Source organism: Streptomyces sp. NPDC001796 (assembly GCF_042892355.1).
GTDB lineage: Bacteria > Actinomycetota > Actinomycetes > Streptomycetales > Streptomycetaceae > Streptomyces.
This window is the reverse complement of record NZ_JBIAUC010000025.1, coordinates 60,066-85,748: the sequence shown is the minus strand read 5'-3', so window position 1 is coordinate 85,748 and position 25,683 is coordinate 60,066. Positions and strand designations below refer to the sequence as shown.

The following is a 25,683-nucleotide window of genomic DNA, read 5'->3' as shown; positions in this document are numbered from 1 at the left end:
CAAGATCTATTAGTAATTTATTTGAACTGTGTTGTGTGGACGTAGCCGTCGACGCCACGAAACACCGCGTCGACCGAGCCGTCCGGGCCGGCGACCGCCCCGAGCGCGCCGTCGAAGGCCGCACTGGGGAACTCCTGCCGCTTGGTCCAGCCCTGCCACGCCCCGCCGTCGTACCGCTGCTGCCACAGTGTGTAGTCGGCCGCCCGCGCGTACAGCACGACGCCGTCGCCCACGGCGACGAGCGTCGGGCTGCCGCTCACCGTGCCGCCGAGCGAGGTCCAGCCCGACCACTGTCCCGACGCGTCCCGTGACATGGTCCACACATCGTCGGCGGCGGTGCGTACGGCGACATGGACGCGCCCATCGCTGTCGACGGCCGCGGACGGCCTGCCGTACGTCGGCCGGTCACCGGGCGCGCCGAGCGACGACCAGCCGGACGAGGGTCCGCGCTGCACGATGCGTCCGTCGGCACCGCGGGCGACGAGCGTCCAGTGCGCGGGATCGGTGAAGGCCACGGTCGGCGCGTCGGTCAACCGCCCGCCCAGGTCCTGCCAGTCACCCCAGCGCCCGCTGGAGAAGACCCTCCGGTAGGCGTGGTCGTCGGCTCCGCGGACGAAGACGTCGATACGCCCCCCGGCGGAGGCGTAGGCGGCGGGCTGGCCGAGGATCCGTCCCGCGACCGGGCCCGCGAGGTCCCTGGTCCGGGCGGGACGCGTGCCCTCCGCCGTGTGCTGGACGAGTGTTCCGCGCGGTCCGCGGAAGAAGGTGGTCAGCGTGTCGCCGTCGCGCACCACGGCCGGGCCGGCCGAGGACTTCTGCCCCAGGCTCGTGCCGGGCAGCGCATCCTGCCCGGTGAGCGCGAGGAACGCGGCGCCGTGGGCGGGGACTTCGACGGTGTACGAACCGGTGTGTGTACCGCGGTCGGCGCGTGCCCGCAGATCACGTACCGTGACGGGCCCGCCGAGGGCGGCGTCGGCGAACTCCACGGTGCGCTCGGCGGGCCGGTCGGACCGGTTGAGCAGGACCACCGCGCGCCGGCCCTGACCGGCGAGCACCTTGCTGTAGACGTCGCCGACGGAATCCGTGGCGACCCGGACTCCCTGGATGCCCAGCGGGTCCTGGTCGACGGCGATGATCTCGGGGTTGCGCAGGGTGTCGATCATCGACGGGGACAGAGTGCGCGGGTCGGAACCCAGGATGAGCGGGGAGGCCATCTCGGCCCACATCACGAACTGGGTGGTGGACTCCTCCTGGGTCAGTTCCAGGTTCCCGTCGGCCATGCGGCGCATGGGGATGAGGTAGTCGGGGTCGTTGTAGTGGCCGGGCCCCTGTGCCTCGGGGTGCCAGGCGTTGGCGTCCATGTTGCGCAGGATGTTGGGCCACTCCCCCGGGCTCGGCGTGCCCCAGGCGATGTCCGTGCCGGTGCGCCAGGAGTCCGCGATCGTCGGGGCGTAGGCGTAGGTGTTGTGCGCGTCCTGCTCGGGCGTGTGCGGAAGCCCCCAGTCGTCGGTGAGCGGGTTGCACAGGTTCAGCAGCATCCTGCGGCCCGACTTGGCGACGGCGTCGCTGAACTCCTTGAACGCGGGCCCCGGATCAAGCTTGGCGCCGATCCCGCACAGGAAGTCGACCTTGATGGCGTCGATCCTCCAGTCGGCGAACCGCCGTGCGTCCTCGTCGTAGTGGCCCCTGCTGCCCAGCCCGCAGCTCTTGCCGCCGTCGTAGGTGCCGGCGTCGGTGTAGATGCCCGCCCGCAGGCCCCGCTTGTGGAGATAGGAGACCAGGGCGGGGATGCCGGAGGGGAAGCGCTCGGGATCGGCGACCAACCGGCCCTGCGCGTCGCGTGGGTTGTCGGCCTGCCAGCCGCCGTCCAGCCAGACGATGTCGTAGCCGCTGTCCCGCAGTCCGCTGCTGACGATCTCGTCGGCGACGGCGCGCACCTCCTTCTCGGTCGGCGCGCCGAGCCCGTAGTAGGTGTTCCAGCCCATGTAGGGCGTTGGGGCCAGACCGCTGTCGTAGTAGGCGGGCGCCCCCTGGTCGGCGGAAGTGTCCGCCATGGCCGGGGAGGTTGCGGAGGCGGTCAGTACGACCGCTGTCGCAGCCGCGAGAACCAACCTCGAGGACCGGTGCCGCAGGGGTCTCTGTGTCGACAACTGGGAAGTCAAGTGCCTCTCCCGGTAGTTGGAAGCGCGAAGACGTGGCCGGACTGCACCTGAGAGGTGAGGCCCGGCACCACGGCGAAGACTGTGGCCCGTGTCCGAAACCCTGTCAATATTAATTCCTAATTTATTATCTAGGTCCGACGCCGACGCCGGGGCGGTCACAACGTGGATCCACGCACCAGGGGTTGACATGAGGCGCCGCACAACCCAGCCTTTGGCAACGCGTTGTCATTCCTACTGCGGCAGGCGTCGGACACGTCGTCATCGGCGACCCACGCGTGGACACCGTGCTGCCCGCGCTGCCGGATGTGTCGGTGGCCGAGCTGACCATCGTCGTCCCGGTACGCAACGCGGACACCGCCGACCACCGGGCGACGGTCACGGCCGCCTTCGACGGGGTGCGAGTGTCGAGGACGTCACCGTGAAGGCGGGCGAGAGCCCGGACGTCGTCTTCGCCCCGGACGCCTTCCAGCAGCTGAGGCTGCGCGACCCCCGACTGTGGTGGCCGAACGGTCTGGGCGAGGCCGACCTGCACGATCTCACGCTCACCGCCTCGGTGGCCGGCCAGGAGAGCGACCGGCGCGCCACGCGCTTCGGCATCCGGCAGTTCGGCTACGAGTACGAGGTGCCGCTCGCGTTCACCGCGTCCGGCGACGCCTACACGCAGACCGTGACGTTCGACCGGCAGCAGGCCCAGCACGTCCGCATCAGATGCCTGACCCGGGCCACGGCCTGGGGCTGCTCCTTGTGGACCCTGTCCGTCGGGGACAGCACCCGGCCGGGCACCGACCTCGCGCTGCATGCCCACGCCGACGCGTCGAGCACCGATCAGGACAGCAACGGCGCGGCCAATGCCACCGACGGTGACGCCGGCACCCGCTGGCCCTCCGCCTACGAGGACGACCAGTGGATCAGCGTCGACCTCGGCTCCGTCCAGTCCTTCGACCGGGTCGACCTGACCTGGGAGCAGGCGTACGCGAAGTCCTTCGTCATCCAGGTCTCCTGGAACGGCTCGGACTGGACCGACGTGAAGTCGGTGGACAACGGGGCGGTGCCGCCGCCGTTCAACAACGGCAACGCCGACCTTCAGGTCGAGGACTTCGACCGGCGGACCGCACGGCATGTGCGTCTCGACTGCTGGCTGCGCAACACGAGTTGGGGCAACTCCCTGTGGTCGTTCGGTGTCATCGACAGCGGTGACCCCGGCACCGACCTCGCCCTGCACCAGAAGGCCACCGCGCGCTGAGGTGTTCACCGCCGCGTGAACGGATGACCTGCCGGACCTGCACCTGCTGCGGCTGACCCTGGAGGACTCCCGGGGCAGGGAGCTGTCACGGAACACCTACTGGCGCTACCGCGAGGCCGCCGCGCTGCGGGCTCTGAACAAGGTGAAGCAGGTGAGGCTGACAGGCGCGATCACCGGGGGGCGGCCGGGAAGCCCTCCAGTGACCGTCAGAAGCTGACGGCGGTGATCCGCAACCAGGGCTCGGTGGTGGCCGCCATGGTCCGGCTCTCGCTGCTGGAGGACGCGCACGGCCGACGCGTGCTGCCGACGCTGTACAGCGACAACTACCTGTGGCTGCTGCCCGGCGAGTCCCGGACGGTCCGCCTGTCCTGGCCGACGGGGCCTGCTCGTCGCGGCACCCGGTACTGACGGCGGAGGCGTACAACAGCCCGGTCGCGACACTGCGCGGCTGAGACACTCCGTGCCCCCGGCCCCGGCCGCCGCCCGGGCCCGGCGGCACGGAGCCACCCACCGGCCGGCGGCTCAGGTCGACCAGAGCCGGCGGGCGCCGGATCCGCGACTGCTCGAGCCGTGCGGGTCAGCGCTCCGAATCGGGTCGTCCCAGCTCGTAGGGGGCCAGAATATCGGCGATCGTCCGGTTGCGCGGTGTCGGGATCCCGAACTCGCGGCCGAGGGTGACGACGCTGCCACTGAGCCAGGGCAGTTCCAGTCGGTTCCCCTGCGTCAGGTCGTTGTGCATCGAGGACGTCATCGCGGCCGGCAGGGTGTCACAGAACGCCAGCCGCTCGTCGGCGAACTGCGGATCGAGACCCACTCCGGCGGCACGGCCGACCTGTACGGCCTCGGCCATCACATCGCGCAGCAGTTCCCGGCAGTGGACGTCGGAGCGGATCACCCCTATGGGCTGACGTACGGCGGTGGTCGTCGCCGAAAGCCCCACCAGGAAGACGAATTTCTCCCAGATGACCCGTTCGATGTCCGAGCTGAGCTCTGCCTCGATGCCGGAGGAGACGCACGCGTCGAGGAAGTCGCCGGCCCGAGGGGTGTCCACGCCGTCGTAGGGACCGAACACCACCTTTTGCATTGCGCCGCGGTGGGAGACGATTCCCGGCTCCTCGATGACGGCGGAGATGTAGCAGACGCCGCCCCACACGGCCTGCGTCGGCAGGTGCCGGCGCAGGACTGCGTCTTTGCGGACACCGTTCTGCAGGGAGATGACACGGGTCCCTTCGTGCACGACATCGGCCAGCTGGGCCGCGACGTCCTCGGTGTCCCACAGTTTCACGGCGACGAGCACCACATCGGCGGGTTCCAGTTCCGCGATGGTGGCGACTACCGACGTCGCCGGGACCTTGAGGTCACCGAGCGGGCTGCGTACCAGCAGACCGCGTTCCCGTATGGCCTCCAGATGACGGCCCCGAGCGACGAAGGTGACTTCGTGGCCCGCTGCGGCGAGCCGGGCGCCGAAGTAGCCCCCGACACCGCCTGCCCCCACGACGGCTATGCGCATGACGTGTTCCCTTCCCCTACCGGAGATGACGTACATCGTGCCGGGCTCCCGCTCCTGGCAGGGCCGCTCGTTGCTCGCCGACCGGCGCGGCCGCGCCTCTTGCCGTCGATCTGTCGCGGTCGCAAGGAATCGGACTCGAAGATCCCAGGTGTCGCGGGCGGTAGAAGCCTGCTGCAGCGCGAAGGCCGTGCTCACCACGGACTCCCGGACCGCTCCCCGGCGCGGTGGACCGGAAAAAGCCGGGAGCGGGGCGACGCGTGTCCACGGCTCCACCTCCCTTAGTAACCTTTTACAGGGTTACTATAGTCCCATGGTCGAAGGAGCACAGGACGGCCGGCGCACCCGGGTCACGGCACAACTCCGCGAACTCCGCTTCGACGCCGGATCCCTGTCGTTGAACCTCATCGCCACGGTCGGGCGCCGCCCGTTCACGCCGATCGAACGGATGGGCGACATCGAGCGGCTCAGGGCCTGGTGCGAGGGGGTCCGGGTCGCCGTTCACCCGGACGAAGACCTGGCGGGGCTGCTCGAGGCCCTCCACGAACTGCGGGCCTGCGCGTACGACGTCGCGGTGGGACACCTCCACCGCCACGCCCCCCGGGAGGAGTCGGTGCGGCTCCTGAACCAGTTGGCCCGGGTGCCCCCGCCGGCCCCCCAGCTCGAGTCGGACGCCGATGGCCTTCCCACCGCGGCAAGCAGTCCCGGGCTGTCGGCTCCGGCGCTGCTCTCGCTGATCGCCCGAGACCTGATCACGCTGATCTCGGATCCGATACAACGGCAGAGGTTGCGCGAGTGCGACTCCCAGATCTGCAGGATGCTCTATCTCGACTCCGCGCAGGGAAGGCCCCGGAAATGGTGCTCGATGCAGCGCTGCGGCAACAGCACCAAGGCGGCCAGGCATCGCCGCCACCGCGAGAAGTCCGGTGATCTCTCGCTGCCCTGAGCAGCCGTCATGGTTGCACGACGGAGTTCGACGAGCAGGCGAGACGATCCACCTGTTCGGACAGGCGACAACCGCGGTACCAGTTACTCGTTGAACTTCGCCATGTCCCTCGGCTCGACCCTCGAGTCCCACGCGTCCTGAGCCGCCGGCGCGTCACCGGACGTGGACAATGCCGTCGGCGTACGCACATGCAACGTCGAGCCTGACCGGGCCCCCGGTCCCCCGAGGGCCCTTGGACCGTAGAGCGCCCGCCGGGCAGGCCGACGACACCCCTCTGAGCCTTGGAGCGCCGAGCAATGAACAGCAACCCGCACGATTCCCGCTCGGCATCCGGCCCCGCCCCGGACTCCCTGCGGAAATCCGCTCCGGACAACGGCCCTGCCCTCACCCGGCAGGAGTTCGACACCCTCTTCGACACCGTACGCGCCTGGGGCCGTTGGTCCCCGGAGGACGCCGACCGCGGCGCCTGGAACCGGGTCACCCCGGAGCACACCCGGCGGGCCACAGGCCTCGTGCGCACCGGCACCACCGTCCCGCTGGCGCTGCCCTGGAACACGGTGCCAGGCCCGGACAACGGCAAGCCGGCCCTGCACTACATGTCCGACCTCGGGGACGTCGAGGCCCCCGAGCCGTCCTGCCACAAGGACTTCATCGCCGCCGACTACCACGGCAAGGGCGTCAGCCACCTCGACGCCCTCTCCCACATCGCCTACCGCGGGCAGCTCTACGACGGGCACACCGCCCGGGAAGTCGTCGGCACCGCCGGCGCCCGCTTCGGGTCGGTCTCGGCCCTCGGCCCCCTGGTCGCCAAGGGGGTCCTGCTGGACATGCCCGCCGTGCTCGGCATCGACTGGCTGGAGCCGGGCACGGCTGTCCGCGCCGGAGACGTACGCGCTGCCGAGAAGGCCCTCGGGGTGACCATCGGCGACGGGGACGCGGTCCTGCTGCGCTCCGGTCACTTCCGCCGCCGCGCCGAACTGGGCGCCTGGAACCCCGACGCCGCCAGCGCCGGGCTCCACGTGGACGCGATGCCCCTGCTGGCCCAACGCGGGATCGCCCTGCTCGGCGGCGACGGCGACAGCGACGTGCGGCCCTCGCCCGTCGAGGGGCTGCACTCCCCCGTGCACGCCCTGGCCATCACCGCCATGGGCGTCCCCCTGCTGGACAACCTCGATCTCGAAGCGCTCTCCGCTGCCTGCGCGCACGCCGGTCGCTACGAGTTCCTGCTGGTCGTGGCCCCCCTGAACATCCCCGGCGGCACCGGCTCACCGGTCACCCCGGTGGCGGTGCTGTGATGGCGGCGGACGGAGCGAGACCACGGCCGAGCGCAATCAGCTGATCGGTGCCGCGGTCGCACCCGGCCCTCATGGCACGAGACGCGGACACTACCGGGAGGACTCCGTCCGCGCAGTCCCCTCTCCCGCGTCCGCTTCCAGGAGCTTCTCGAAGAAGAACTCGTGCTTGAGAAACGACACGTCGTACTCGTGTCCCGGATAGGGCGGGATCAACTGGGCGGCCTGGAACAGCCGCCAGCCGTCCTCCAGGGCATGCACGCCCGACTTGTACGGCGGTTCGTCGCCGTCCCCGGTCGTGGGCGACGTCCGTGCCGTGCCGTCGTAACGCGCCCAGCCCACGGTCTCGGAATCCAGCGCCGAGGTGGCCAGGTAGAGCACCAGAACCTGCTGACGGACGTTCATACTGCATCCTTCTGAGGACGGTTGGAGACCCGGGTCACCCAGTGCTCGAGGTCGAAGGAGTCGTCCCCGGTGAGGGCGCGCCACAGCAGGACGCGGTTGTAGAACTCCAGGCGTGCGGTGGCGGGCTCGTACCAGGGGAAGTGGGCGCTGAGGTTCTCGGCGACACGTGGGTCGTCGAGGTCTGAGGTATCCCAGAGGCGGCGCTGCCGCACCGTCGGATTGAAACGGATCTTGAACATGTAGCGGCTCACGTCACTGTCGTTGCGCCGCCCACCGTGCCAGAGTCCGTGGTGCAAAAACACCACAGTGCCGGCCGGACAGACGAGCCTGGACTGACCGCGCAGGTTCTGGTAGCGGCCGGTGTCCGACTCGTTCGTACGCCGCAGATGACTGCCGGGCACGCTGAGGGTGCCGCCCATGGCAAGCGTCACGTCCTGTGGGTAGTACATCAACTGGACGTCGAAGGCGTCCGTGCGCACATCGATGATCGCGTCGCCGTGGAGCGGCTGGGCCCGCCCCTCGTGGGGCTCGCGCACGTGCACGGCGTGGTGGTCGACGCTCGGCCCGGGGCCGACGAGGGAATACAGCGCCCCGGCCACGGCAGGAAGCTCGATCAGACGCCGGACGAACGATCCGTCCGGATAGGCGTCCTGAACGCTGCTGCCGTAGGGCACATCGGGGACACCGTTGCGAAGGACCCCGATCCCCTCCTCGTTCATGTCCGGGAGCACGACGGCGTCGAGGCGCAACGAGCCGTGCGCGACGAAGTGGGCCATCTCGACCGAGCTCAGCAATGGGATGTCTGCCATGCCGCCACCGTAGGGAGCAATCGCCGCCCGACGCGTGGGCGCAGCTCACCACTACTGGTAGCTTTTCACCATGCTCGAGACGGAGCTCCAGCTCGGTGAACCGCCCGTCGTGGCGAACGCCGGCGTCGGCGTCCATGGTGTCGTGAGCCGTACCGACGTCTTCCGGCTCCCTGAGCTGTGGCAGCTGCACCTGTACCGGTACGACGCCGAACTCGACGTCGACGGCTCTCCGTTCACCATCCGACCCGGCCGCGTGAGTCTCGTACCGCCCGGGGTCACGGTCCGCTACCGCTACCGGGGCCGCTCCGAGCATCTTTACGCACACCTGCGCATCGTGGCCGCCGGGCCTTCCCGCACCGTGCCCGTCGTCCAGGACGCCGGCCCGGAACTCCCGGCCCTGGACTCCCTGTTGCGGCAGGCGGTCACCGCTCTGCCCCGCGATCCGCAGCGCACCAGAGCCGAGATCTGGACCGCTCTGTGGCGCATCGCCCACCTGGCTCCGGCCACCGAGAGACCCCATCCACACCCTGCGGTCAGCACGGCCATCGCCTACATCGAGTCGCACCTGGCCACGCCGCTCACCGTGCCCGGTGTCGCCCGGGCCGCGGGGGTCTCGCACAACCACCTGACGCGGCTGTTCCGCGCCGCGACCGGCGACACGGTCGTCGGCTACATCCGCAGCCGGAGACTCGACCGCGCCCATCATCTGCTGCGCGCCTCGACCCTCTCCATCTCCGCCGTCGCAGCCTCCGTCGGCATCCCCGACCTCCAGGCGTTCAACAAGGCGTGCCGACGCGAACTCGGAGCCTCACCGCGTGCGCTACGAGGGTTCGAGACGTGATGTTTGCTGCGGCACCGGCGGGCGGCTCGCTCGAGCGGCCCGGTGGGAGCGATGGGAGCGGTGGGAAGACCTGACGGATCTCCGTCGGGCCACTTGGAACAAGCTCAGGGCATGGTTGCAGCCTCTGATGACCGGGTGATGCGGTGGTGCTGGATCAAGGAGACGGCCACGCTGAGCGCCGCGACGAATCCGGCGAGCAGCACCGCCCACGAGCCTGCGAACGTGCAGGCCAGGATCGCGACCGCGGTCAGCGGGAGGACAGCCTGCTGCCGCGGTGACGGCTGGTGGTGGCGCGCGTGCAGAAGCCAGGTGAAGAAGACGAATCCTGCCGTCGGGACGGTGACCGAGGCGGCGGCGCTGGTGGCGCCGACGTGGGCCTGGCCGATCACCTGCTCGATCACCACTTCGAGTCCGGCGCCGATACCGGCGGCCGTGGAGAAGACCAGGTAGTGCCCGTATCCCCACAGGAAAGCACGTCGGCCGGTCCGCAGGTGCTCGTGGATGGGCACGACGAAGTAGATCCAGTAGGCGGCGAACACGATCAGCAGGCCCCCCGCGGCGATCGGAAGCAGTCTCGTCGAACTGCCCCTGTCGAGAGCCCCCTGGACGCCCACCGTCGCGGCGGCGACCGTCTCGCCCAGGACGATCAGGGTGAACAGTCCGTAGCGCTCGGCGATGTGGTGGGGATGCCAGGGAGTGGGCCTGCGGTGCTCGGCCACCATGGGCACGGCGAGTTCCGCGGCCGCGAGGACAACGAACACCCACACCTTGACGTCCGTGTGCGGCAGGAACCCGAACGCCACCCAGCCGATCTGTACCAGGACGACGCCGACGGCGTACCGCAGGGCGGTGACTCGGGCGCCGCCTCGCTCACTGCGGGCCGCCCTGACCCACTGGGTCGTCAAGGCCAGCCGCATCACCACGTAGCCGATCAGGACGATGGAGTAGTCCGTGCGGTCGAAGGCGCGCGGCACCCCGGCAGCCAGGATGAGGACGCCCGCGATCTGCACCAACGTGGTGAGCCGGTAGGGCACGTCGTCCGTGTCGTACGCGGAGGCGAACCAGGTGAAGTTCATCCAGGCCCACCAGACGGCGAAGAAGGTCATGGCGTAGCCGGCCACGCCCTGCCCGGCATGCCCCGCCGCCACGGCGTGCACCAGCCTGCCACCGGCCTGCGCGACGGCCACCACGAAACAGAGATCGAACAAGAGCTCCAGCGGTGTCGCGACGCGGTGCGCTTCCGTCGGGTCCCGCCGGACCATCGTCCGCAGCAAAGGACCGACCGGACCCCTGCCGCCCGGCGGGCCGCCGGCGCGTTCACTCACCGCCGGCGTCCTACCGGTGCTCGGGGTTTTCGTAGTCGCGGCGGCAGCCCGCGTCCCAGGCGGTGCGCTGGTTGCCGTAGGCGGGGATGCCGCCAAGGTCCTTCAGCGCCCGCGCCAGGTGCAGCAGGTTCCAGGTCATGAAGGTCGTGTTGCGGTTGGTGAAGTCGTTCTCCGGACCGCCCGAGCCGGGATCGAGGTAGGAGGGACCGGGGCCCGCCTCGCCGATCCAGCCGGCGTCGGCCTGGGGAGGGATGGTGTAGCCCAGGTGCTGCAGGCTGTAGAGGACGTTCATGGCACAGTGCTTTACACCGTCCTCATTGCCGGTGATCAGGCAACCGCCGACTCGCCCGTAGTAGGCGTACTGGCCGGTTTCGTTGAGCAAGCTGGAGCATGCGTAAAGGCGTTCGATCACCTGCTTCATCACGGAGCTGTTGTCACCCAGCCAGATGGGACCTGCCAGGATGAGAATGTCGGCCGCCAGGACCTGCTGATAGAGGTCGGGCCAGGCGTCCGTCTCCCAGCCGTGCTCGGTCATGTCGGGCCACACGCCGGTGGCGATGTCGTGATCGATGGCCCGTACCACATCGGTCCGCACTCCCTGTGCGTCCATGATGGCGGTGCTGCGGTCGATGAGTCCCTGGGTGTTGCTGGGCTCCGGTGACCGCTTGAGCGTGCAGTTGATCACCAGGGCCCGCAGATCGTCGTAGCGGGCGGGCGGTGTGTCGGTGGCGGGCGAAGAAGCGGTCACAGATCCTCCCGGAGTCCTGCCGCCACGCTGTGCAGGCGGCCCGTCCATGTCCAGCGTGCGGACCGGCGGAGTGCGGCGCCACCATCAGGCGTCCGAATGGTCCCGCGCACGCCGGCACGTGGAGCGCGGCTGCGCCTGAGTACGCGTACTCAGCCGACTGCGTCACTTGGCCCCTCACCCGGCCGGTCCGTGTCGCCCACGATGGAGTGCCCCGCGAGAGAGGTGCTTATGGGCCGCGACCTACAGCTGCGTACTGCCACTCCGGAGGATCTCGAGTGGATCCACGACCTGCGTCACCGAGTGTATGCACAGGAGTTGGGCCAGCATGAGCCGAACCCGGCCGGGCGGCTTCGCGACGGGCTGGACGGCGACAACGTCTACCTGGTCGCGGCGCGGGGGGCGGCCCGTATCGGCTTTGTCAGCCTGACTCCGCCCTGGTTGGGGCGGTACGCGCTGGACAAGTACCTGACCCGCGACGAGTTGCCGCTGCTTATCGAGAGCGATCTGTTCGAGGTGCGCATCCTCACCGTCGAGCCGCGCTGGCGGACCACCGCAGCGGCGCCCCTGCTGATGTACGCGGCGCTGCGCTGGATCGCCGCCCGCGGCGGTCGCCGGGTGGTGGCGATGGGACGCACCGAGCTGCTCACCATGTACCTGGCCGCCGGCCTGCGCCCGGTCGGCCGTACCGTGCACAGCGGTGCGTTGACGTTCGAGGTGCTGACCGGCAGCGTGACCGAGCTGACGAAGGTGACGACGGGCCGTTACCGAACCCTGCTGGAGCGTCTGCGGTCCGCAGTGGACTGGCGGCTGGACATGCCGTTCGCACCTGGGCCGGACGGCTGCGAGCACGGCGGCGCCTCGTTCACCGCCATCGGCACGGACTTCCGCACACTGCGCCGGCGCCACCAGGTAGTCGCCGCCGACGTACTGGACGCATGGTTCCCGCCGGCACCCGGGGTGCGGGCGGCGCTCGCGGAGGATCCGGCCTGGGCCGCCCGGACCTCGCCACCGGCCGGCGCCGAGGGCCTGCTGGCGGAAATCGCCACGGCCCGGGCGCTGCCGGCTCAGACTCTCGCGGTCGGCGCCGGTTCGTCCGACTTGATCTACAGGGCGTTCGGGCAGTGGCTGACCCCGGGAAGCAGGGTGCTTCTCACGGACCCCGGTTACGGCGAGTACGCCCATGTCACGGAGAGGGTGATCGGTTGCCGGGTGGACCGGTTCCGGTTGCGTCGCGAAGACGGCTGGCGGATCGATCCGGCCCGGCTGTCGGCTGCCGTCAAGAGCGGCCGATACGACCTCGTGGTGGTGGTCAACCCGAACAACCCGACCGGACGCCACGCGCCGGCCGCAGAGCTGCGCTCGCTGATCGCCGCCGCACCGGGCCGGACCCGCTGGTGGATCGACGAGGCGTACCTGGGCTATGCCGGTCTGACGGAGTCACTCGTCGGCCTGGCCGCGACGGACCCCCGGGTGGTTGTCTGCAGCTCGTTGTCCAAGATGTACGCACTATCCGGTATGCGGGCCGCGTACCTGGTTGCCGAGCCGATCACCGCGGCGCGGCTACGCCGATGGACGCCACCTTGGCCGGTCAGCCTCCCGGCGCAGCTGGCCGCGGTGGCAGCCTTGCGTGACCCGGCGTACTACAGCGACTGCTGGCTTCGCACCCACGCGCTGCGCCGGCAACTGGCCGCCGCCCTGACCGAGCTGGACGAGAGCGTGGTGGTCGAGGAGTCCGTGGCGAACTTCCTCACCGTCACTCTGCCGCCCGGCGGACCGAGCGCCGCCCAACTCGTCGACGAGTGCCGCCGCCACGACGTATACCTGCGCGACCTGTCACCGTTGTCACCGGAGTACCAGGGGCGCACCGTGCGCATCGCGGTCAGGGACACCGCCGAGAACGCGCGCATCGTGGCCGCGTGCCAGAGCGCCCTGCAGGTTCTGCGGACGGGTTCGGCCTCGCTCGCTGCGACGTCTGCGGGCGTTCCCGCCACCGGATCCGCTCGGTGATCACCGTGGCTTCCCTGGCGCCCCACCTCGGTGGGGCGCTGGCGCTGGGCGGCATCGCGGTGGCCGTGTCCCGGCGGCGTGAGCTGATGGTCCGGTGGTGCGCTTGGGCAGCCGGAGTGCCTCTGGTCACCGGTGCGTTCTGGCTGGGCCGTCCGGGCGCCGCGGCCGTCGCTGTCATGGTGGGGGTGATTGCGGTGATGGAGTTCGGCGGGCTGATGCGGCTGGGCCGGGCAGACCGCTTGGTACTGGCCGCGGCGGTGACAGGCGTGGTGATGGCCGCCTGGCTGGCGCCCGGATCCGTGCTCCGGATGGTCGCCATCGGGGCTCTCGCAGTGGCCGCAGTGCCGCTCCTGGCCGGCGACGCCGACCACGGCCTGCGACGGCTCTCCGCCGGCCTGCTCGGGCTGGCCTGGCTGAGTGTGCTGGCCGCCTTGGTGCCGCTCGGGGCGAGCGCGCTCGTGTTGTTCGTCGCGGTCTCGATCGCCGACATCGTGGCGTACTTCGCCGGTCGCCGGCTGGGCGGACCGGCGCTGTCACCACTGTCGCCGGCCAAAAGGTGGAGCGGGACTCTGACCGGGTCCGCAGCCGGCCTCGGCGTGCTCGCCGTACTGTCCGCGCTGAGCTGGCCGATGGCGGTTGCCGTGGCGGTCGGCGGCCCGATGGGCGACCTTCTGGAATCCATGATCAAAAGAGGTGCACAGGCCAAGGACGCCGGCCGTTGGCTGCCCGGCTCCGGCGGTCTGCTGGACCGCATCGACTCGCTGCTCATCGCGCTGGCCGTTCTGCTCGTGCTGCGCTGACCGCACCGTCCACGGCCGGACAGCGACACGGTGCCGAAGGACTGGCGCCGATGGGCGAACTCGGCGCGCAAGCCCCGCTCACGCGGACGAAGGGCCGGCTCCGGTGCCACCGTCCACATCCCGGTGGGACCTGCCGCATCCAGCTGGGGCCTGTCGAACCGGGCGGGCAGTGCGCAGTCCAGGACGGCCGCGCCCGATCACGCCGCCTCCGCCCGCCAGTGCGATATGTCACACTTTGGTTAACCGTGTCCGTCAGGTTCGACCAAGGAAGCGACGCGATGGCTCGGCGCCGGGTGCGTTTGCCGGCTCGGCGGTGGTTGGACGGTCTGCTCGCCGGCGTCGCGCTGGTGGCTGCGACAACCGCCATCGTCGCGCTCCTCGGGAGACACATCTCGCCGCTGCACCTCCTGGTGCTCTACCTGCTGGCGGTTCTCCCTGTCGCCGTCATATGGGGCACAGGGCTGGCACTGCTCACGTCGGTGCTGAGCGTGCTGGCCTACGCGTACCTGTTCGTCCCCCCGTTTTACTCGTTCGAGCTTGCGGATTCCGACAGCGCAGTCGCGTTGGGTGTCTTCCTCCTCACGGCCGCGGTGGTGGGAGAGCTGGCGGCCCGACTACGGCGGGCGGCACTGGCGTCGGCACGCCTGACGGAGGAGCAGTCCGCGTTGCGCCGGGTCGCGACACTGGTCGCCCGGTCGGCTCCGGCTTCGGAGGTCTTCGAGGCCGTCACCCGCGAGGTCGGCCGGCTCTGCGGTGCCGATCTCGCCCGTATGGAGCGCTACGAGGCGGACGGCACCGTTACCGGCGTCGCCGCCTGGAGCCGGAGCGGGGTGCCGGACCCCCTGACTGTCGGCAAGCGCTTCGACCTGAACGGGCCGAGCATCGCCCGGGAGGTCCGGCACAACGGCGGTGCGGCCCGGATCAAGACCTTCGCGGACGCCACAGGCGCGATCGCGCAGGAGGCGCGTGCGCTCGGTATCCGCTCGTCGGTCGGCTGCCCGATCAGGGTTGCCGGGCGGCTGTGGGGCGTGATCGCCGCGTCGAGGAACAGCGAGGAGCCCTTCCCGGCGAACACGGAGTCACAGATCACCAGCTTCACCGAGCTCGTCGCCACCGCCGTCGAGAACGCCGAAGCCCGTGCCGAGCTGACCGCCTCGCGCGCCCGCATCGTCAGCGCGGCCGACGAGACCCGTCGGCGCATCGAGCGCGACCTCCACGACGGCGTCCAGCAACGGCTGGTCTCGCTCGTGCTGCTCCTGGGCGCGGCGCGGACGAAAGTGCCGCCCGAGTCGGAGGAACTGCGAACAAGACTGGACCATGTCACCACCGAGCTGACGGATGCGCTGGACGAGCTGCGCGAGATGGCGCGCGGCATCCACCCCTCGATCCTCGCCAGAGGAGGTCTCACTCCCGCGCTCAAGGCGCTCGCTCGGCGTTCCTCCCTGCCGGTCGATCTCGTGGTGCACACCGACACCAGCATTCCCATGCGGATCCAGGTCAGCGCGTACTACGTCGTCTGCGAAGCACTGACCAATGCCGTCAAGCATGCGCAGGCCTCGGCCGTCCGGGTCACGGTCGAGGCCACCGACGGGGTACTGGGCTTGTGCGTACACGACGACGGCGTCGGCGGTGCCGACTTCGTCCGCGGCACCGGTCTCGTCGGCCTCAAGGACCGCGTCGCGGCGCTCGGCGGCAGGATCTCCGTCGAGAGTCCGCACGGAGCGGGAACCACCCTGCGTGCGGAGCTCCCCCTCACCGAGGCCGACCGCGACTCCGTGCAGCCGGCCGAAGCCGGTGACTGAACTTCCGAGGCGCACCGTGCGCCGAACCGCGGGGCGGTGTTCCACGTGGCCGCCCGTGCAGGACGGGCAGGTGGGCAACCGGCCATCCGTTGATCTTGCGTGGGTATCCCCGGCTTCAGCCGGGGAGGGAAACGCATCCTCGGCCCGGAGGCGCGCAGCGCCGGAGTGCGCTCCGCCTCCGTGGTGACGGTCAGACGGGCCGCTTCTGGCCCTCGATGTACTGCCGGATGACGGTCAGCGGTGCACCACCGCAGGAACCCGCGAAGTAGGAGCGGGACCAGAACACCGATCCCATCCCGATGCGGTTGATCCGGCCGGTGTACTGGGCCCGGAGGTACCGGGAGCTGACGCCCTTGAGGCTGTTGATCAGCTTCGACAGGGCGACTTTCGGCGGGTAGTGCACGAGCAGGTGTACGTGATCGGCTTCGCCCGTTGAACTCCCGTAGCTCCACCACGAACTTGCCGCACACCTCCCGCATGATCTCTTCGCACCGCTTCAGCAAGGCGTCATCGAAGACGCCTCGCCGGTACTTGGTGACGAACACCAAGTGAGCGTGGAGGTTGTGGGCGACGTGCCGTCCCGTGCGCATATCGGGGTTTGGGATCCAGCGTGGTGACATACACCAAGCGTCGTATGATCGCCGAGGCTGGCCGAAAAGGGGGGGTGGGCCGGATGATCCGTGCGTACAAGTTCCTTATGCGGCCCACCGTGGGCCAGCAAGGCGCACTCGTCGAGATGCTGCGTGATCACTGCTCCCTCTAAAATGCTGCGCTCCAGGAGCGCCGTGACGCCTACCGGCACGTCTCGAAGACGACGATCCGGTACGGGCAGCAGTCCGCGCAGCTCAAGGACATCCGGGCGTTCGATCCGGAGCGTCAGGGCCGTTGGTCGTTCTCGTCGCAGCAGGCGACGCTTCGCCGGTTGGACAAGGCGTTCGCCGCGTTCTTCCGCCGCATCAAGGCCAAAGACAAGCCGGGCTATCCACGTTTCCGGCCGGGAAAGCGGTTCGACACGGTGGAGTTCCCCAAGGACGGGGACGGCTGCCGGTGGGACTCCACGCCGCACGACCCCGTGACCCGTGTCCGTTTTCAGGGCGTCGGGCACGTCAAGGTGCACCAGCACCGGCCCGTGGTGGGCAAGGTCAAGACGGTCTCGGTCAAGCGCGAAGGCAAGCGCTGGTACGTCATCCTGACCGCCGAGCAGACAGCCCCTGAGCCGCTTGCGGCGACGGGCAGCGTAGCCGGCATCGACATGGGCATAGCCAACTTCCTTGCCGACTCAAACGGTGGCTTCGTGCCCAGCCCCCGACACGGCCGGAGAGCCGCCGCAAAGCTCGAAGCCGCACAGCAAGCGCTCAGCCGCTGCAAGCGCGGCTCGAAGCGCCGTCACAAGGCCGTGGAGAAGGCGGCCCGGCTTCACCGCAAGGTTCGCCGACAGCGCCTGGACCACGCGCACAAGACCGCGCTTGACCTCGTACGCAAACACGACTTCATCGCGCACGAAGACCTCAAGATCCGCAACATGAGCAAGGCCCCGGCCCCGAAGCCGGACCCCGACCGGCCGGGCAGCTTCCTGCCCAACGGGGCCGCCGCGAAGACCGGGCTGAACCGGTCGATCAACGATGCCGGATGGGGGGTGTTCCTCCAGATCCTCACCGCCAAGGCAGAGTGCGCCGGACGGGAAGTGATGGCCGTGGACCCCCGCAACACCTCCCGACGGTGCCCCGAATGCGGGCACACCGCCAAGGGGAACCGGCCCGCACAGGAGAAGTTCCACTGCGTCGCCTGCGGCCACAACGCGCACGCGGACACGGTGGGCGCTGTCAATGTCCTACGGGCCGGGCTGGTCCGTCGCGAAGCCGCACCGGCATAGCGAGAAGCCCCCTCATCCATGAGGGGGAGGAGTCACGAAATACAGCTAGCAGGAATGCCGGCCGGGTGTCCTCGCTGAGATCCTGGACACATGTTGCGCTGCATGATCGTTGATGACAGCCCCTACTTCCTCAACGCTGCCCGCTGCCTGCTGGAGGGCGAGGGCATCATGGTCGTGAGCGTGGCGTCGGACAGCGCACAGGCGCTGCAGCAGGCAACGCAACTCAGGCCTGACATCGCACTGGTGGACATCGACCTCGGTGGCGAGAGCGGCCTGGAACTGGCCGATCGGCTGCGCCACGAGACAGGCCCTTCGCCGCCCCCGGTGATCTTGATCTCCAGTCATGCGGAGGACGAGTACGCCGACCTGATTGTGGCGAGTCCCGCGCTGGGATTCCTCGCCAAGACGGAGCTGTCCGGCGTGGCCATCCACGACCTGCTCGCCGGGACGGGATGACGGTCGCCGGGACGCCCCGGTCACCGGGCCTCCAGGAAGGTGATCACGGCGCGGACGCGGCGATGGTCGTCGTCGGTCTCCGGCAGGCCCAGCTTTGACAGGATGCTGCGCACGTGCTTTTCCACGGTGCCTTCGGTGACCCACAAACGGCGCGCGATGCCGGCATTGGACCGGCCCTCGGCCATCAGGGCCAGGACCTCGCGCTCACGCTCACTGAGTACCGCCAGCGGGTCCTCCCGGCGGCGGGCGGACACCAGTTCCTGGACCAGCGCGGGGTCCACCACCGAGCCGCCCTTGGCGATCCGCTCCAGCGCCTCCAGGAACTCCTGGACATCACCGACCCGGCTCTTCAGCAGGTAACCGATCCTGCGGCCGTCGCCGAGCAGCTCCATCGCGTGCTCCACCTCGACATGCGCTGACAGGACGAGAATGCCCGTCTCGGGGAAGTCCCGGCGGATGGTGCGCGCCGCCTCGAGCCCTTCCGTGGCCTGGTCCGGGGGCATCCGGATGTCCACCACCACCAGCTCCGGCTCCTCCTGCCGGACGACCTCCAGCAGCTGCGCAGCGTCGCCGGCCTGCCCCACCACGGCCAAGCCCGAGCCCTGCAGCAGGCTGGCCAGCCCTTCGCGCAGCAGCACGTCATCGTCGGCGAGGACCACCCGCAGATCCCTCATCACCGATCCGTCAGTCGGCACTGCGCCCGGACCCAGGTTCGCGGGTCCCGGTCCCTTCCCGTCACGCCTCCCATTGTCGGCGACCTTCAGCCGCTGGGCACCCCGCGGCGACCTCGGCGGACCATCTCATCGAGGAGGCGCCGGGCACGGGCCCGCCCCCGCCACCGAAGGAGCGCGCAGAACGTATGCGTGGTGATGCGGGCCCGTCAGGCGTCGAAGCGACGGCGCGCGTCCTCGATGTGACCGAGGTATTCGTGGGTCCAGCCGCACATAGGCGTCGACCGTGGTGCGCAAGGCCCGGCCCGGCTCGGTCAGGGTGTACTCGACCCGCGGCGGCACGGTGGGGTGCACCTTCCGGTCGACCAGGCCGTTGCGCTCCAGCATGCGCAGGTTCTGGGTGAGCATCTTGTGGCTGACGCCCTCGACCTCGCTCCGCAGCTCGCTGAAGCGCAGGGTGCGCTCGCCGAGCGCCTCGATGATCAGGAACACCCACTTGTTGGCGACGTCCGAGAAGATCTCCCGCGCCAGCGAGTCCGCGCGCCTCAGGTCCGCCTCCTCGGGCAGGCTCTTGAGCAGTCGTTCGGTCACCATCAGGTTCCTCGGTCACCGTGAAGTGCGTTCTTCCAGGTCGATCGCCACTCTCCTACAGTTCCCCAGTAACCACGAGAGAGCGCGAACTCCGGAGAAGGCCACCGGGCCACTCCCGCTTCCGCGCACACAGCCCTTCCGCACTCCCCCGGGGCGAAGGTGGCGACTGCCCGTTGGGTGCTGACTGCGGCCCGTGTATTCCCGCTGGCCGGTAAAGAGGTTGGGCGCTGGCCACGACGACACACCGCACGGATCCACGGGAAGGTGGTGACGTCCACCCAACCAGCGCTCGAGACCGACGGCACCACGTGCTCGAAGAAGGTGATGGCCGCGATGTACGTCTGTCCTCCAGGTCTCCTGCCCCAGCAGACGGGAACCCGGCACACGTCGACACCCGGCCGCACCTGGTCCCTTGCCCACCGTCCACAGGCCGCCCGGGAAGCCCGCAGGATCTCCCGGCACCTGCTCACCCAGTGGAAGGTCACCGACGAGGTGGCCGACTCGGTGCTGCTGGCCGTCTCCGAACTGGTCACCAACGCCGTACGGCACGCCCAGCCGCCCCTGGCCCTCGCACTGTGCTGCGACCCCACCGCCGGGCAGGTGCACATCGAGGTGTCCGACGGAGGTCCCACCGTCCCGGACGGCGGCCGGGCGACCGAGCGCACCGACGGCGAGCACGGCCGCGGACTCCTGATCATCGAGCTGCTCGCCGAGGCATACGGTGACCGTCAGGAGGACGGGCACTCCATCCACTGGGCCGACATCACCACCAGGAGCCGACCCATGTGCTCATGAGGACGCGAAGATCGTCTTCTTCTGGCGCTCGATGGACGACATGATGCCGTCCACGCCCTTGGGGTCACGGACGAAGTTCTGCAGCGCGGGCTGCATCACCGTGGAGGTGAAGTCCGGGCGGCTGTCGCGGTCCATGAACTGCGTCAGGTTCTTGGCGCCCGAGATCATGTCGTACGCCTTCTTCTGCAGGGCCGTGTAGGACGAGGTCGGGGCGTTGCTGGAGGCGGCGACGACGCTCGGGTCGGACGCGAGGTAGAAGGACTCGGCCTCCAGAACACGTCCTCGACCGCGGCCTCGCAACGGTGGACCCTGACCAGCGCAGGCGGCGGCTCTACAAGACTCGTCAACGGGGGCAGCGGTCTGCTCGCCGGAGTCGCCCAGTCCTCCACCGCCAACGGCGCATCCGTCATCCAATGGAACGACATCAGCGTCGACGACCAGCTCTGGAAGCTCGTGCGCGTCAACTGACCAGCACGGAGGCAGATCACCGAACCAACAGCACACCGACTGCCGGGCCCGCCGACCGAAAATCGGCGGGCCCGGCCGCCATACGTCCGAAGCCGTGCTCGTCACTCCTCGCCGGAGTCCGTGCACACCCCGAACGCAGCAGGCCCCACGGTGAGGATCCCGTCGGACAGCGGCAGGCAGCGAACGCCTCCGCCGCCGCGCAACGCCCGCTGCGCGCCGGGCCCGATGGTGCTGTCCATCCACGCGCACGGCCTGGCGGCGCTGCGGACCGCCAGCACCACGGGTCCAGTGCCGCAGTCCAGGAAGACCGTCTCGCCGATGTACGCGTCGATGTCCACGCCGCGCAGCAGGACATTGCGCCGGGTCAGGCACAGGTCGGCCTCTCCCGAGACCGGCTGCGGCAGGCGCTCGGCCGCCATCAGGGTGACCGACGCACTGCGATGGGCCGGACGGTTGAAGTACCGGTCGCCCACGATGCCCAGCCCTTTGCGCACCTGCGCCGTGGCCGCCAGTTCCTCCCGCGGCAGTTCCGGGACACCCTCGCTCGGACGGCCCTGGAGACGATGCACGGGAGAGACCAGCAGCTGAACGATTTCCACCTGCTCCACGTCACCGAGCCTAGCCGCGACGCCATGTCCTTCGCGCCGCGCTGCCCGGGGCCCGCCGGGTCATCGCGCCCACGGCGCCCTGCCGGCCGGCCCCGACGGACACCTGTGACCACAACAGCCAGGACCGACTGTCACAGGTGTCCGCTCGGCCGCACGTCTAGCCGCAGGTCAGCGTCGGCACGGCCCAGTCGCCGTGGTCGTTGCCGTTGCCGTCGCCGGCGTCACCGACCCTGAGGTCGACCACCTGCGCGCCGCTGACGTCCACGTCGATCGGCACCGCGGCCTGTTTGCCGCGGATCGTCGGCGTGGTGACCAAGGTCCTGCCGTCGGCGATCACGGAGAACGTCACCGTTCCCGCACCGCCTGTCTCGTCGTCGACACCGACGTACGCCGTCATCCGCGAGCACTTTCCGGCGAGGTAGAGCTGGACGTCGCTGATCGAGTTGGTGCCCAGGCCCTTCGGGTAGCCGACACCGGCGATGGTGATCGGACGGCCGTCCCCGGCCGCCTGCTCGCCGACGCTGCTGTCGCGCTCCACCGGACCCCAGCCGTTGGTCGACGACAAGAACGGCAGGTCGCTCACGGCGTTCTTCCCGGCCGGCGGCGTCGGCGGGATCCCGCCGACGATGCGCTCGTCACCGCTTGCGGCCTGTCGCCCCTGCTGTAGGTAGTGCACCGCGGCGGTGAGGGCCGAGGAGGAGGGCAGCGCCCCGGTCGGCGGCTGTACCTTCCAGGTGAAGGTGGCCGATCCGCCCGGTTGCAGGCGCTGGACGGACATGGGGCTCGTGGCACTCACGCTCCAGCCGTCGGGCGCGGAGAGCGAGGCCGTCAGCCGGGAGGCGGACGGTTTGTCCTTCGGCACCTGCACCGTCGCCTCGGCCGTGAAGGCCTCTCCTGGCTGAGCGGTGTTCGGCACGTCCAGGGTGACATCCGCTCCCGGACGCTTCGGCATCGCGTACGTGCGGGGGTTGTAGCGGGGGCTGTCGTTCTGCGCGACGCGCAGGGACGAGGCGAAGCTGCCGTAGTCGGTGAGCGCGACCTTGCCCAGCCCGCCGGTGCTGCCGTCCAGGTTCCACACGGCGATGGCGATGCTGTTCCGGCCGTTCGGATCCAGGATCCCGTTGGGAACCGGGAAGGCGCTCTGCGGGCCGAGGTAGTTGACGTAGTTGCCGACCTGCCAGCCGTTCACGAAGATCGTGGCACGGTACTTGCGTGCCGGGTCGTCGGTGAACGTCAGCCCGAGCGAGGTGTCCTGGCCGTGCGGCAGGTCCAGGTTGACGTCGGTGCGGTACCACGAGACGCCGGGGCGGGTGTCGGTCGTCGGCAGGGACACCCGGTTCCAGTCGCCGTCCGGGTAGCCCGGCAGGGACCAGCCGGCCCGCTCGCCGTACAGGCCGCCCGTCGAGAGCGGGCCGCGCACCGTGTCCTGCAGGTCCTCGCCGCCCCGTACGCCCTGCAGCCGCCAGGAGACGGCGGTCAGCGGCGCCCCGACGAGGGAGGCGCTGGTCAGGCCGCGCGCGGTCTTGTTGCCGTTGGTCGAGTTGTAGTCCTCCTCGTGCCCCATGTTGACGGTGAGCACGGAGATGACGTTGTCACCCTTCGACTTCACCGAACCGGCCGGGAAGGCGAAGTCGGCGCTGCCTGTGGTGGAACTTCCCAGGAAGGTGCCGTTGAGCCAGGCGGAGAACGCCTGTGCCTTTCCGCCGGAGTCCGACACCAGGTGGACGCCCGTCTCCTTGCCGGTGGCGCGGAAGCGGCCGCGGTACCAGGTGTTGCCGGTGTGGAACCCGTAGTCGTCCGCGTAGAGCACGGGAAGCGAGTTGACGCCGGAGACGCTGTTGGTGGTTGTCCTGTCGGCCACCTGCCAGTTGGAGTCGTCGAAGCCGGGGGCCGCTTCGGGGGACTCATCGGCATGCTTCCAGTTCGTCAGCGCCGGCAGGTGTACCGGCGCAGCCACCGGTATCTTCCCGGTGAGGCTCCCTGTGTCGGTGGCCCGGGTTGCCAACGCGCCGCCGTTCCAGGTGACGCGGCCGGCGGAGGTGAACACCTCGATGTTCTCGTCATCGGCGTTGTCGCCGGTGAGCGCCAGGGTGTTGCCGCCGTCCAGGCTGGTCGCCGTGCGCAGCAGATGGGTGCCGCGCACGAGCACCGGGCCGGTCGCCGTGTCCTGACGCCAGAAGGTCTTCGCCGTGTCCTTGTCGCCGATGAGCAGCAGCAGCGGGCGCTTTCCGCCGCCGCTGACGCTGACGCGGATCAGGCCCTTGTGCGTGTAGTTCAGCCGCAGGTCACCGGTGGCCGCGTCCCAGGTGGTCGTGGCCGAGCCGTCGCTGGTGACCACGGTGGGCTTGGAGGAGTAGCGAAGGACGGTCTCGCCGTCGCTCCCCGGGTTGCCGTAGAGCACGGCGACATCCCGGTTCCCGATCGTCGCGTTGGTCATGATCTCCGACGTCGAGTACTGCAGCTGCGCGTCCCCGAGCCGGTAGTTCGCCACGATCACATGCGAGTCGCGTCCGTCGAGGGTGATCGCGGTCCCCGGCTGCTGCGGCACGACCGGGTACGTCGGCGTCGCGGTGTCCGCCGTCGGCACGTCGATGGCGTCGATGGCCACGTAGTTGTCCGAAGACCCCGAGCTGTGGTTCCCGTCAACGACGATCTTCAGCGTGTGCGCCCCGGGAGTCAGGCCGGTCTTCTGGAAGATCACCGCCTGGTTCTCGCTGCCGGAGTCGTCGACCGTCGCCACCTTGGCGCCGTCGAGGTAGACGTCGGCGTAGCCGTGGTTGTTGGTCTTCGACCCGATCCAGCGGATCGCGGTGCCGTCGAAGGGGACGGTGACCGTGTCACCGGTCTTGTTGGAGAACGACTCGGTGTGCTTGTAGTCGCCGCCTGTGTAGCTCTGGTCGGCCACGTGCGACCACGAACCGGTGTACTGCAGCGCGGAGTCGGGGTCGTCCCAGGTGTAGGTGGTGTCCGCGGACGGCTGGGCGTTGAAGTCCAGCGCTATGTGGGTCTTGTCGACCGCCGTGGACGTGGAGCTCCCGTGCCGCAGGACGTGGAACTGCGTCTTGGTGTCGGGGTTCATCCGGGCGGTGTCGACGATCGCGGAGTCGTCCGGCGGCGTGGCCTTGATCGACTCGGTCTTGGTCAGCGGGGCGACCGACTGCGTGAAGTACCCGATCAGCTTGTCCTCGTAGTACTTCGGGTCCAGTTGGCGGTTCTCGCGGATCGCGGCGCCGTAGTCGTAGGACGTGTAGTTCTCCGGCATGCCCAGCCAGCCCCAGTTGGTGCCGCCGTAGGTCATGTAGAAGCTCTGCGCGGTGGCGCCGACGGCGATGTTCTGCTTGTAGAACACGTTGGCGAACTGGTCGTTGATGAGTTGGGCGCACTTGTCGTAGCCCGGCCCGCCCCAGGGGTCGAAGGCGCCGCCCTGGAACTCCGGCGAGTACAGCGGCTTGCCGGCCGGGTGGTCATAGCTGATGTCGGGGACGCCGTTCCACTTCGAGGGATTCGAGCAGTTGAAGCCCTGCGGGTACGAGTCCGGGCCGTCGACGTCCAGCGCTGCCGTTCCGGAGTTGAAGGTGCCGTTGTTGTTGCCGGTCAGCGGTACGGTGATGCCGTCGGCGCGGGCCTTGTCCTCCAGGTGCTGCATGTAGGAGCGGCCGGCGGTCGAGCCGTTGTAGTACTCGTTCTCGACCTGGTAGGCGATGACCGACCCGGTGCCGTTGGTCATCTGGTGGCGGGCGATGATCCGGTCGATCTGCGTCAGCCACTCGTCCGCGTACTTCAGGAACTGCGGGTCGTCACTGCGGTTGTGCCCGGCCTTGGTGGTCATCCAGCCGGGCAGGCCGCCGCTGTCGACCTCCGCGTTGATGTAGGGCGCCGGGCGCGCGATCACGTAGAGCCCGGCCTCCTTGGCCATGTCGAGCAGCTTGTCGACGTCGCGCACCCCGCTGAAGTCGTACACACCCGGCTTCGGCGAGTGGTATCCCCAGTCGAAGTACAGCGAGGTGGCGTTGAATCCGGCGGCCTTCATCTTCTGGAAGATGTCGCGCCACAGGTCCGGGCTCGGGAGCCGGAAGTAGTGGAACTCGCCGGACCACAGGTATGTGCGCTTGCCGTCGACGAGGAACGAGTAGCCGTCGAGACTCACCGTGTGCGCCCCCGGGCCCGCGACGGGCGCGGCGGCGGGTGCCTGCCGGCCCGGGTCCTGCGCCGTGGCGGGCGCGGCCATGCCCGTGGCCAGGGCGATGGTCGCGGCACTCGCGAGGACCGCCCTCCACCATCGACAGCGGCCGGGTCTCGCAGCCTCGGAACCGATCCGACTACTTCGCACTGCG

The 25,683-nt window shown here is 69.6% G+C and carries 19 protein-coding genes and 5 pseudogenes; 12 read left to right on the top strand and 12 right to left on the bottom strand.

Annotated elements, in window-relative coordinates:
• Positions 1 to 17: 17 nt before the first annotated feature.
• Positions 18 to 2,054 carry a glycoside hydrolase family 27 protein gene (locus tag ACFYZE_RS32625; protein WP_389002132.1) on the bottom strand — a complete coding sequence of 679 codons (2,037 nt, stop codon included), beginning with the start codon at positions 2,052 to 2,054 and terminating at the stop codon, positions 18 to 20.
• Between the two features lie 338 nt (positions 2,055 to 2,392).
• Between ACFYZE_RS32625 and ACFYZE_RS32620 the strand changes: the two are divergent.
• Positions 2,393 to 3,399 (top strand): annotated as a pseudogene (locus ACFYZE_RS32620) (discoidin domain-containing protein); the annotation flags it as partial.
• 228 nt (positions 3,400 to 3,627) lie between these two features.
• The gene (locus ACFYZE_RS32615) at positions 3,628 to 3,813 is read left to right on the top strand and encodes a glycoside hydrolase family 2 protein (protein ID WP_389002129.1); all 186 of its coding nucleotides are present in this window, start codon (positions 3,628 to 3,630) and stop codon (positions 3,811 to 3,813) included.
• A gap of 169 nt (positions 3,814 to 3,982) precedes the next feature.
• Here ACFYZE_RS32615 and ACFYZE_RS32610 read toward each other — a convergent pair whose 3' ends face one another.
• On the bottom strand, positions 3,983 to 4,915 hold the full coding sequence (locus ACFYZE_RS32610; RefSeq protein ID WP_389002126.1) for a 2-dehydropantoate 2-reductase: 933 nt from the start codon (positions 4,913 to 4,915) through the stop codon (positions 3,983 to 3,985).
• A 310-nt stretch (positions 4,916 to 5,225) separates the two neighbouring features.
• Here ACFYZE_RS32610 and ACFYZE_RS32605 point away from each other — a divergent pair, with 310 nt between their 5' ends.
• Positions 5,226 to 5,858, top strand: a complete 633-nt coding sequence (locus ACFYZE_RS32605) for a CGNR zinc finger domain-containing protein (protein WP_389002123.1) — start codon at positions 5,226 to 5,228, stop codon at positions 5,856 to 5,858.
• A 296-nt stretch (positions 5,859 to 6,154) separates the two neighbouring features.
• Positions 6,155 to 7,153 (top strand): cyclase family protein, encoded by a 999-nt coding sequence (locus tag ACFYZE_RS32600; RefSeq protein ID WP_389002120.1) that lies wholly within the window; start codon positions 6,155 to 6,157, stop codon positions 7,151 to 7,153.
• 90 nt (positions 7,154 to 7,243) lie between these two features.
• Here the strand turns inward: ACFYZE_RS32600 and ACFYZE_RS32595 are convergent, their stop codons facing one another.
• The gene (locus ACFYZE_RS32595) at positions 7,244 to 7,555 is read right to left on the bottom strand and encodes a hypothetical protein (protein WP_389002117.1); all 312 of its coding nucleotides are present in this window, start codon (positions 7,553 to 7,555) and stop codon (positions 7,244 to 7,246) included.
• Complete coding sequence (locus ACFYZE_RS32590) at positions 7,552 to 8,364, bottom strand: phytanoyl-CoA dioxygenase family protein (protein ID WP_389002114.1); 813 nt, start codon at positions 8,362 to 8,364, stop codon at positions 7,552 to 7,554. Before ACFYZE_RS32590 ends, ACFYZE_RS32595 begins: the two co-directional genes overlap by 4 nt.
• A gap of 70 nt (positions 8,365 to 8,434) precedes the next feature.
• Here ACFYZE_RS32590 and ACFYZE_RS32585 point away from each other — a divergent pair, with 70 nt between their 5' ends.
• Positions 8,435 to 9,205, top strand: a complete 771-nt coding sequence (locus ACFYZE_RS32585) for a helix-turn-helix domain-containing protein (RefSeq protein ID WP_389002111.1) — start codon at positions 8,435 to 8,437, stop codon at positions 9,203 to 9,205.
• Positions 9,206 to 9,309: 104 nt separating this feature from the next.
• Here ACFYZE_RS32585 and ACFYZE_RS32580 read toward each other — a convergent pair whose 3' ends face one another.
• Positions 9,310 to 10,530, bottom strand: coding sequence for a low temperature requirement protein A (locus ACFYZE_RS32580; RefSeq protein ID WP_389002108.1), 1,221 nt, complete (start codon positions 10,528 to 10,530; stop codon positions 9,310 to 9,312).
• A gap of 10 nt (positions 10,531 to 10,540) precedes the next feature.
• Positions 10,541 to 11,278, bottom strand: a complete 738-nt coding sequence (locus ACFYZE_RS32575) for a flavodoxin family protein (protein ID WP_389002105.1) — start codon at positions 11,276 to 11,278, stop codon at positions 10,541 to 10,543.
• Positions 11,279 to 11,506: 228 nt separating this feature from the next.
• Between ACFYZE_RS32575 and ACFYZE_RS32570 the strand changes: the two genes are divergently transcribed.
• Genes ACFYZE_RS32570 through ACFYZE_RS32560 form a run of 3 tightly spaced genes read left to right on the top strand, consistent with a single transcriptional unit; the run spans position 11,507 to position 15,887 of the window.
• Complete coding sequence (locus ACFYZE_RS32570) at positions 11,507 to 13,285, top strand: aminotransferase class I/II-fold pyridoxal phosphate-dependent enzyme (protein ID WP_389002102.1); 1,779 nt, start codon at positions 11,507 to 11,509, stop codon at positions 13,283 to 13,285.
• Positions 13,282 to 14,085: a phosphatidate cytidylyltransferase gene (locus tag ACFYZE_RS32565; RefSeq protein WP_389002099.1), complete on the top strand. Its 804-nt coding sequence runs from the start codon at positions 13,282 to 13,284 to the stop codon at positions 14,083 to 14,085. Before ACFYZE_RS32570 ends, ACFYZE_RS32565 begins: the two co-directional genes overlap by 4 nt.
• 50 nt (positions 14,086 to 14,135) lie before the next feature.
• Positions 14,136 to 15,887, top strand: coding sequence for a DUF4118 domain-containing protein (locus ACFYZE_RS32560; protein WP_389002096.1), 1,752 nt, complete (start codon positions 14,136 to 14,138; stop codon positions 15,885 to 15,887).
• A gap of 190 nt (positions 15,888 to 16,077) precedes the next feature.
• On the opposite strand, the pseudogene tnpA reads toward ACFYZE_RS32560, so the two are convergent.
• A pseudogene (gene tnpA, locus ACFYZE_RS32555) lies at positions 16,078 to 16,507 on the bottom strand (IS200/IS605 family transposase).
• 53 nt (positions 16,508 to 16,560) lie between these two features.
• Here tnpA and ACFYZE_RS32550 point away from each other — a divergent pair.
• Both ACFYZE_RS32550 and ACFYZE_RS32545 read left to right on the top strand, forming a co-directional pair.
• A pseudogene (locus ACFYZE_RS32550) lies at positions 16,561 to 17,760 on the top strand (RNA-guided endonuclease InsQ/TnpB family protein).
• A gap of 102 nt (positions 17,761 to 17,862) precedes the next feature.
• Positions 17,863 to 18,216: a response regulator transcription factor gene (locus ACFYZE_RS32545; RefSeq protein WP_389002093.1), complete on the top strand. Its 354-nt coding sequence runs from the start codon at positions 17,863 to 17,865 to the stop codon at positions 18,214 to 18,216.
• Positions 18,217 to 18,236: 20 nt separating this feature from the next.
• On the opposite strand, the gene ACFYZE_RS32540 is transcribed toward ACFYZE_RS32545, so the two are convergent.
• Both ACFYZE_RS32540 and ACFYZE_RS32535 read right to left on the bottom strand, forming a co-directional pair.
• Positions 18,237 to 18,890: a response regulator gene (locus ACFYZE_RS32540; protein WP_389002090.1), complete on the bottom strand. Its 654-nt coding sequence runs from the start codon at positions 18,888 to 18,890 to the stop codon at positions 18,237 to 18,239.
• A 206-nt stretch (positions 18,891 to 19,096) separates the two neighbouring features.
• A pseudogene (locus ACFYZE_RS32535) lies at positions 19,097 to 19,481 on the bottom strand (winged helix-turn-helix transcriptional regulator).
• Positions 19,482 to 19,745: 264 nt separating this feature from the next.
• Between ACFYZE_RS32535 and ACFYZE_RS32530 the strand changes: the two are divergent.
• A complete protein-coding gene (locus tag ACFYZE_RS32530) occupies positions 19,746 to 20,273 on the top strand; it encodes an ATP-binding protein (RefSeq protein ID WP_389002087.1) in 528 nt (175 codons plus the stop codon).
• Here the strand turns inward: ACFYZE_RS32530 and ACFYZE_RS32525 are convergent.
• Positions 20,268 to 20,543 (bottom strand): annotated as a pseudogene (locus ACFYZE_RS32525) (carbohydrate ABC transporter substrate-binding protein); the annotation flags it as partial. The gene ACFYZE_RS32530 and the pseudogene ACFYZE_RS32525 sit on opposite strands and share 6 nt — an antisense overlap.
• Between ACFYZE_RS32525 and ACFYZE_RS32520 the strand changes: the two are divergent.
• On the top strand, positions 20,457 to 20,741 hold the full coding sequence (locus tag ACFYZE_RS32520) for an RICIN domain-containing protein (protein WP_389002185.1): 285 nt from the start codon (positions 20,457 to 20,459) through the stop codon (positions 20,739 to 20,741). The pseudogene ACFYZE_RS32525 and the gene ACFYZE_RS32520 sit on opposite strands and share 87 nt — an antisense overlap.
• 101 nt (positions 20,742 to 20,842) lie before the next feature.
• On the opposite strand, the gene ACFYZE_RS32515 is transcribed toward ACFYZE_RS32520, so the two are convergent.
• The gene (locus ACFYZE_RS32515) at positions 20,843 to 21,349 is read right to left on the bottom strand and encodes a molybdenum cofactor biosysynthesis protein (RefSeq protein WP_389002084.1); all 507 of its coding nucleotides are present in this window, start codon (positions 21,347 to 21,349) and stop codon (positions 20,843 to 20,845) included.
• Between the two features lie 157 nt (positions 21,350 to 21,506).
• Complete coding sequence (locus tag ACFYZE_RS32510; protein WP_389002081.1) at positions 21,507 to 25,577, bottom strand: beta-galactosidase; 4,071 nt, start codon at positions 25,575 to 25,577, stop codon at positions 21,507 to 21,509.
• Between the last annotated feature and the right edge of the window lie 106 nt (positions 25,578 to 25,683).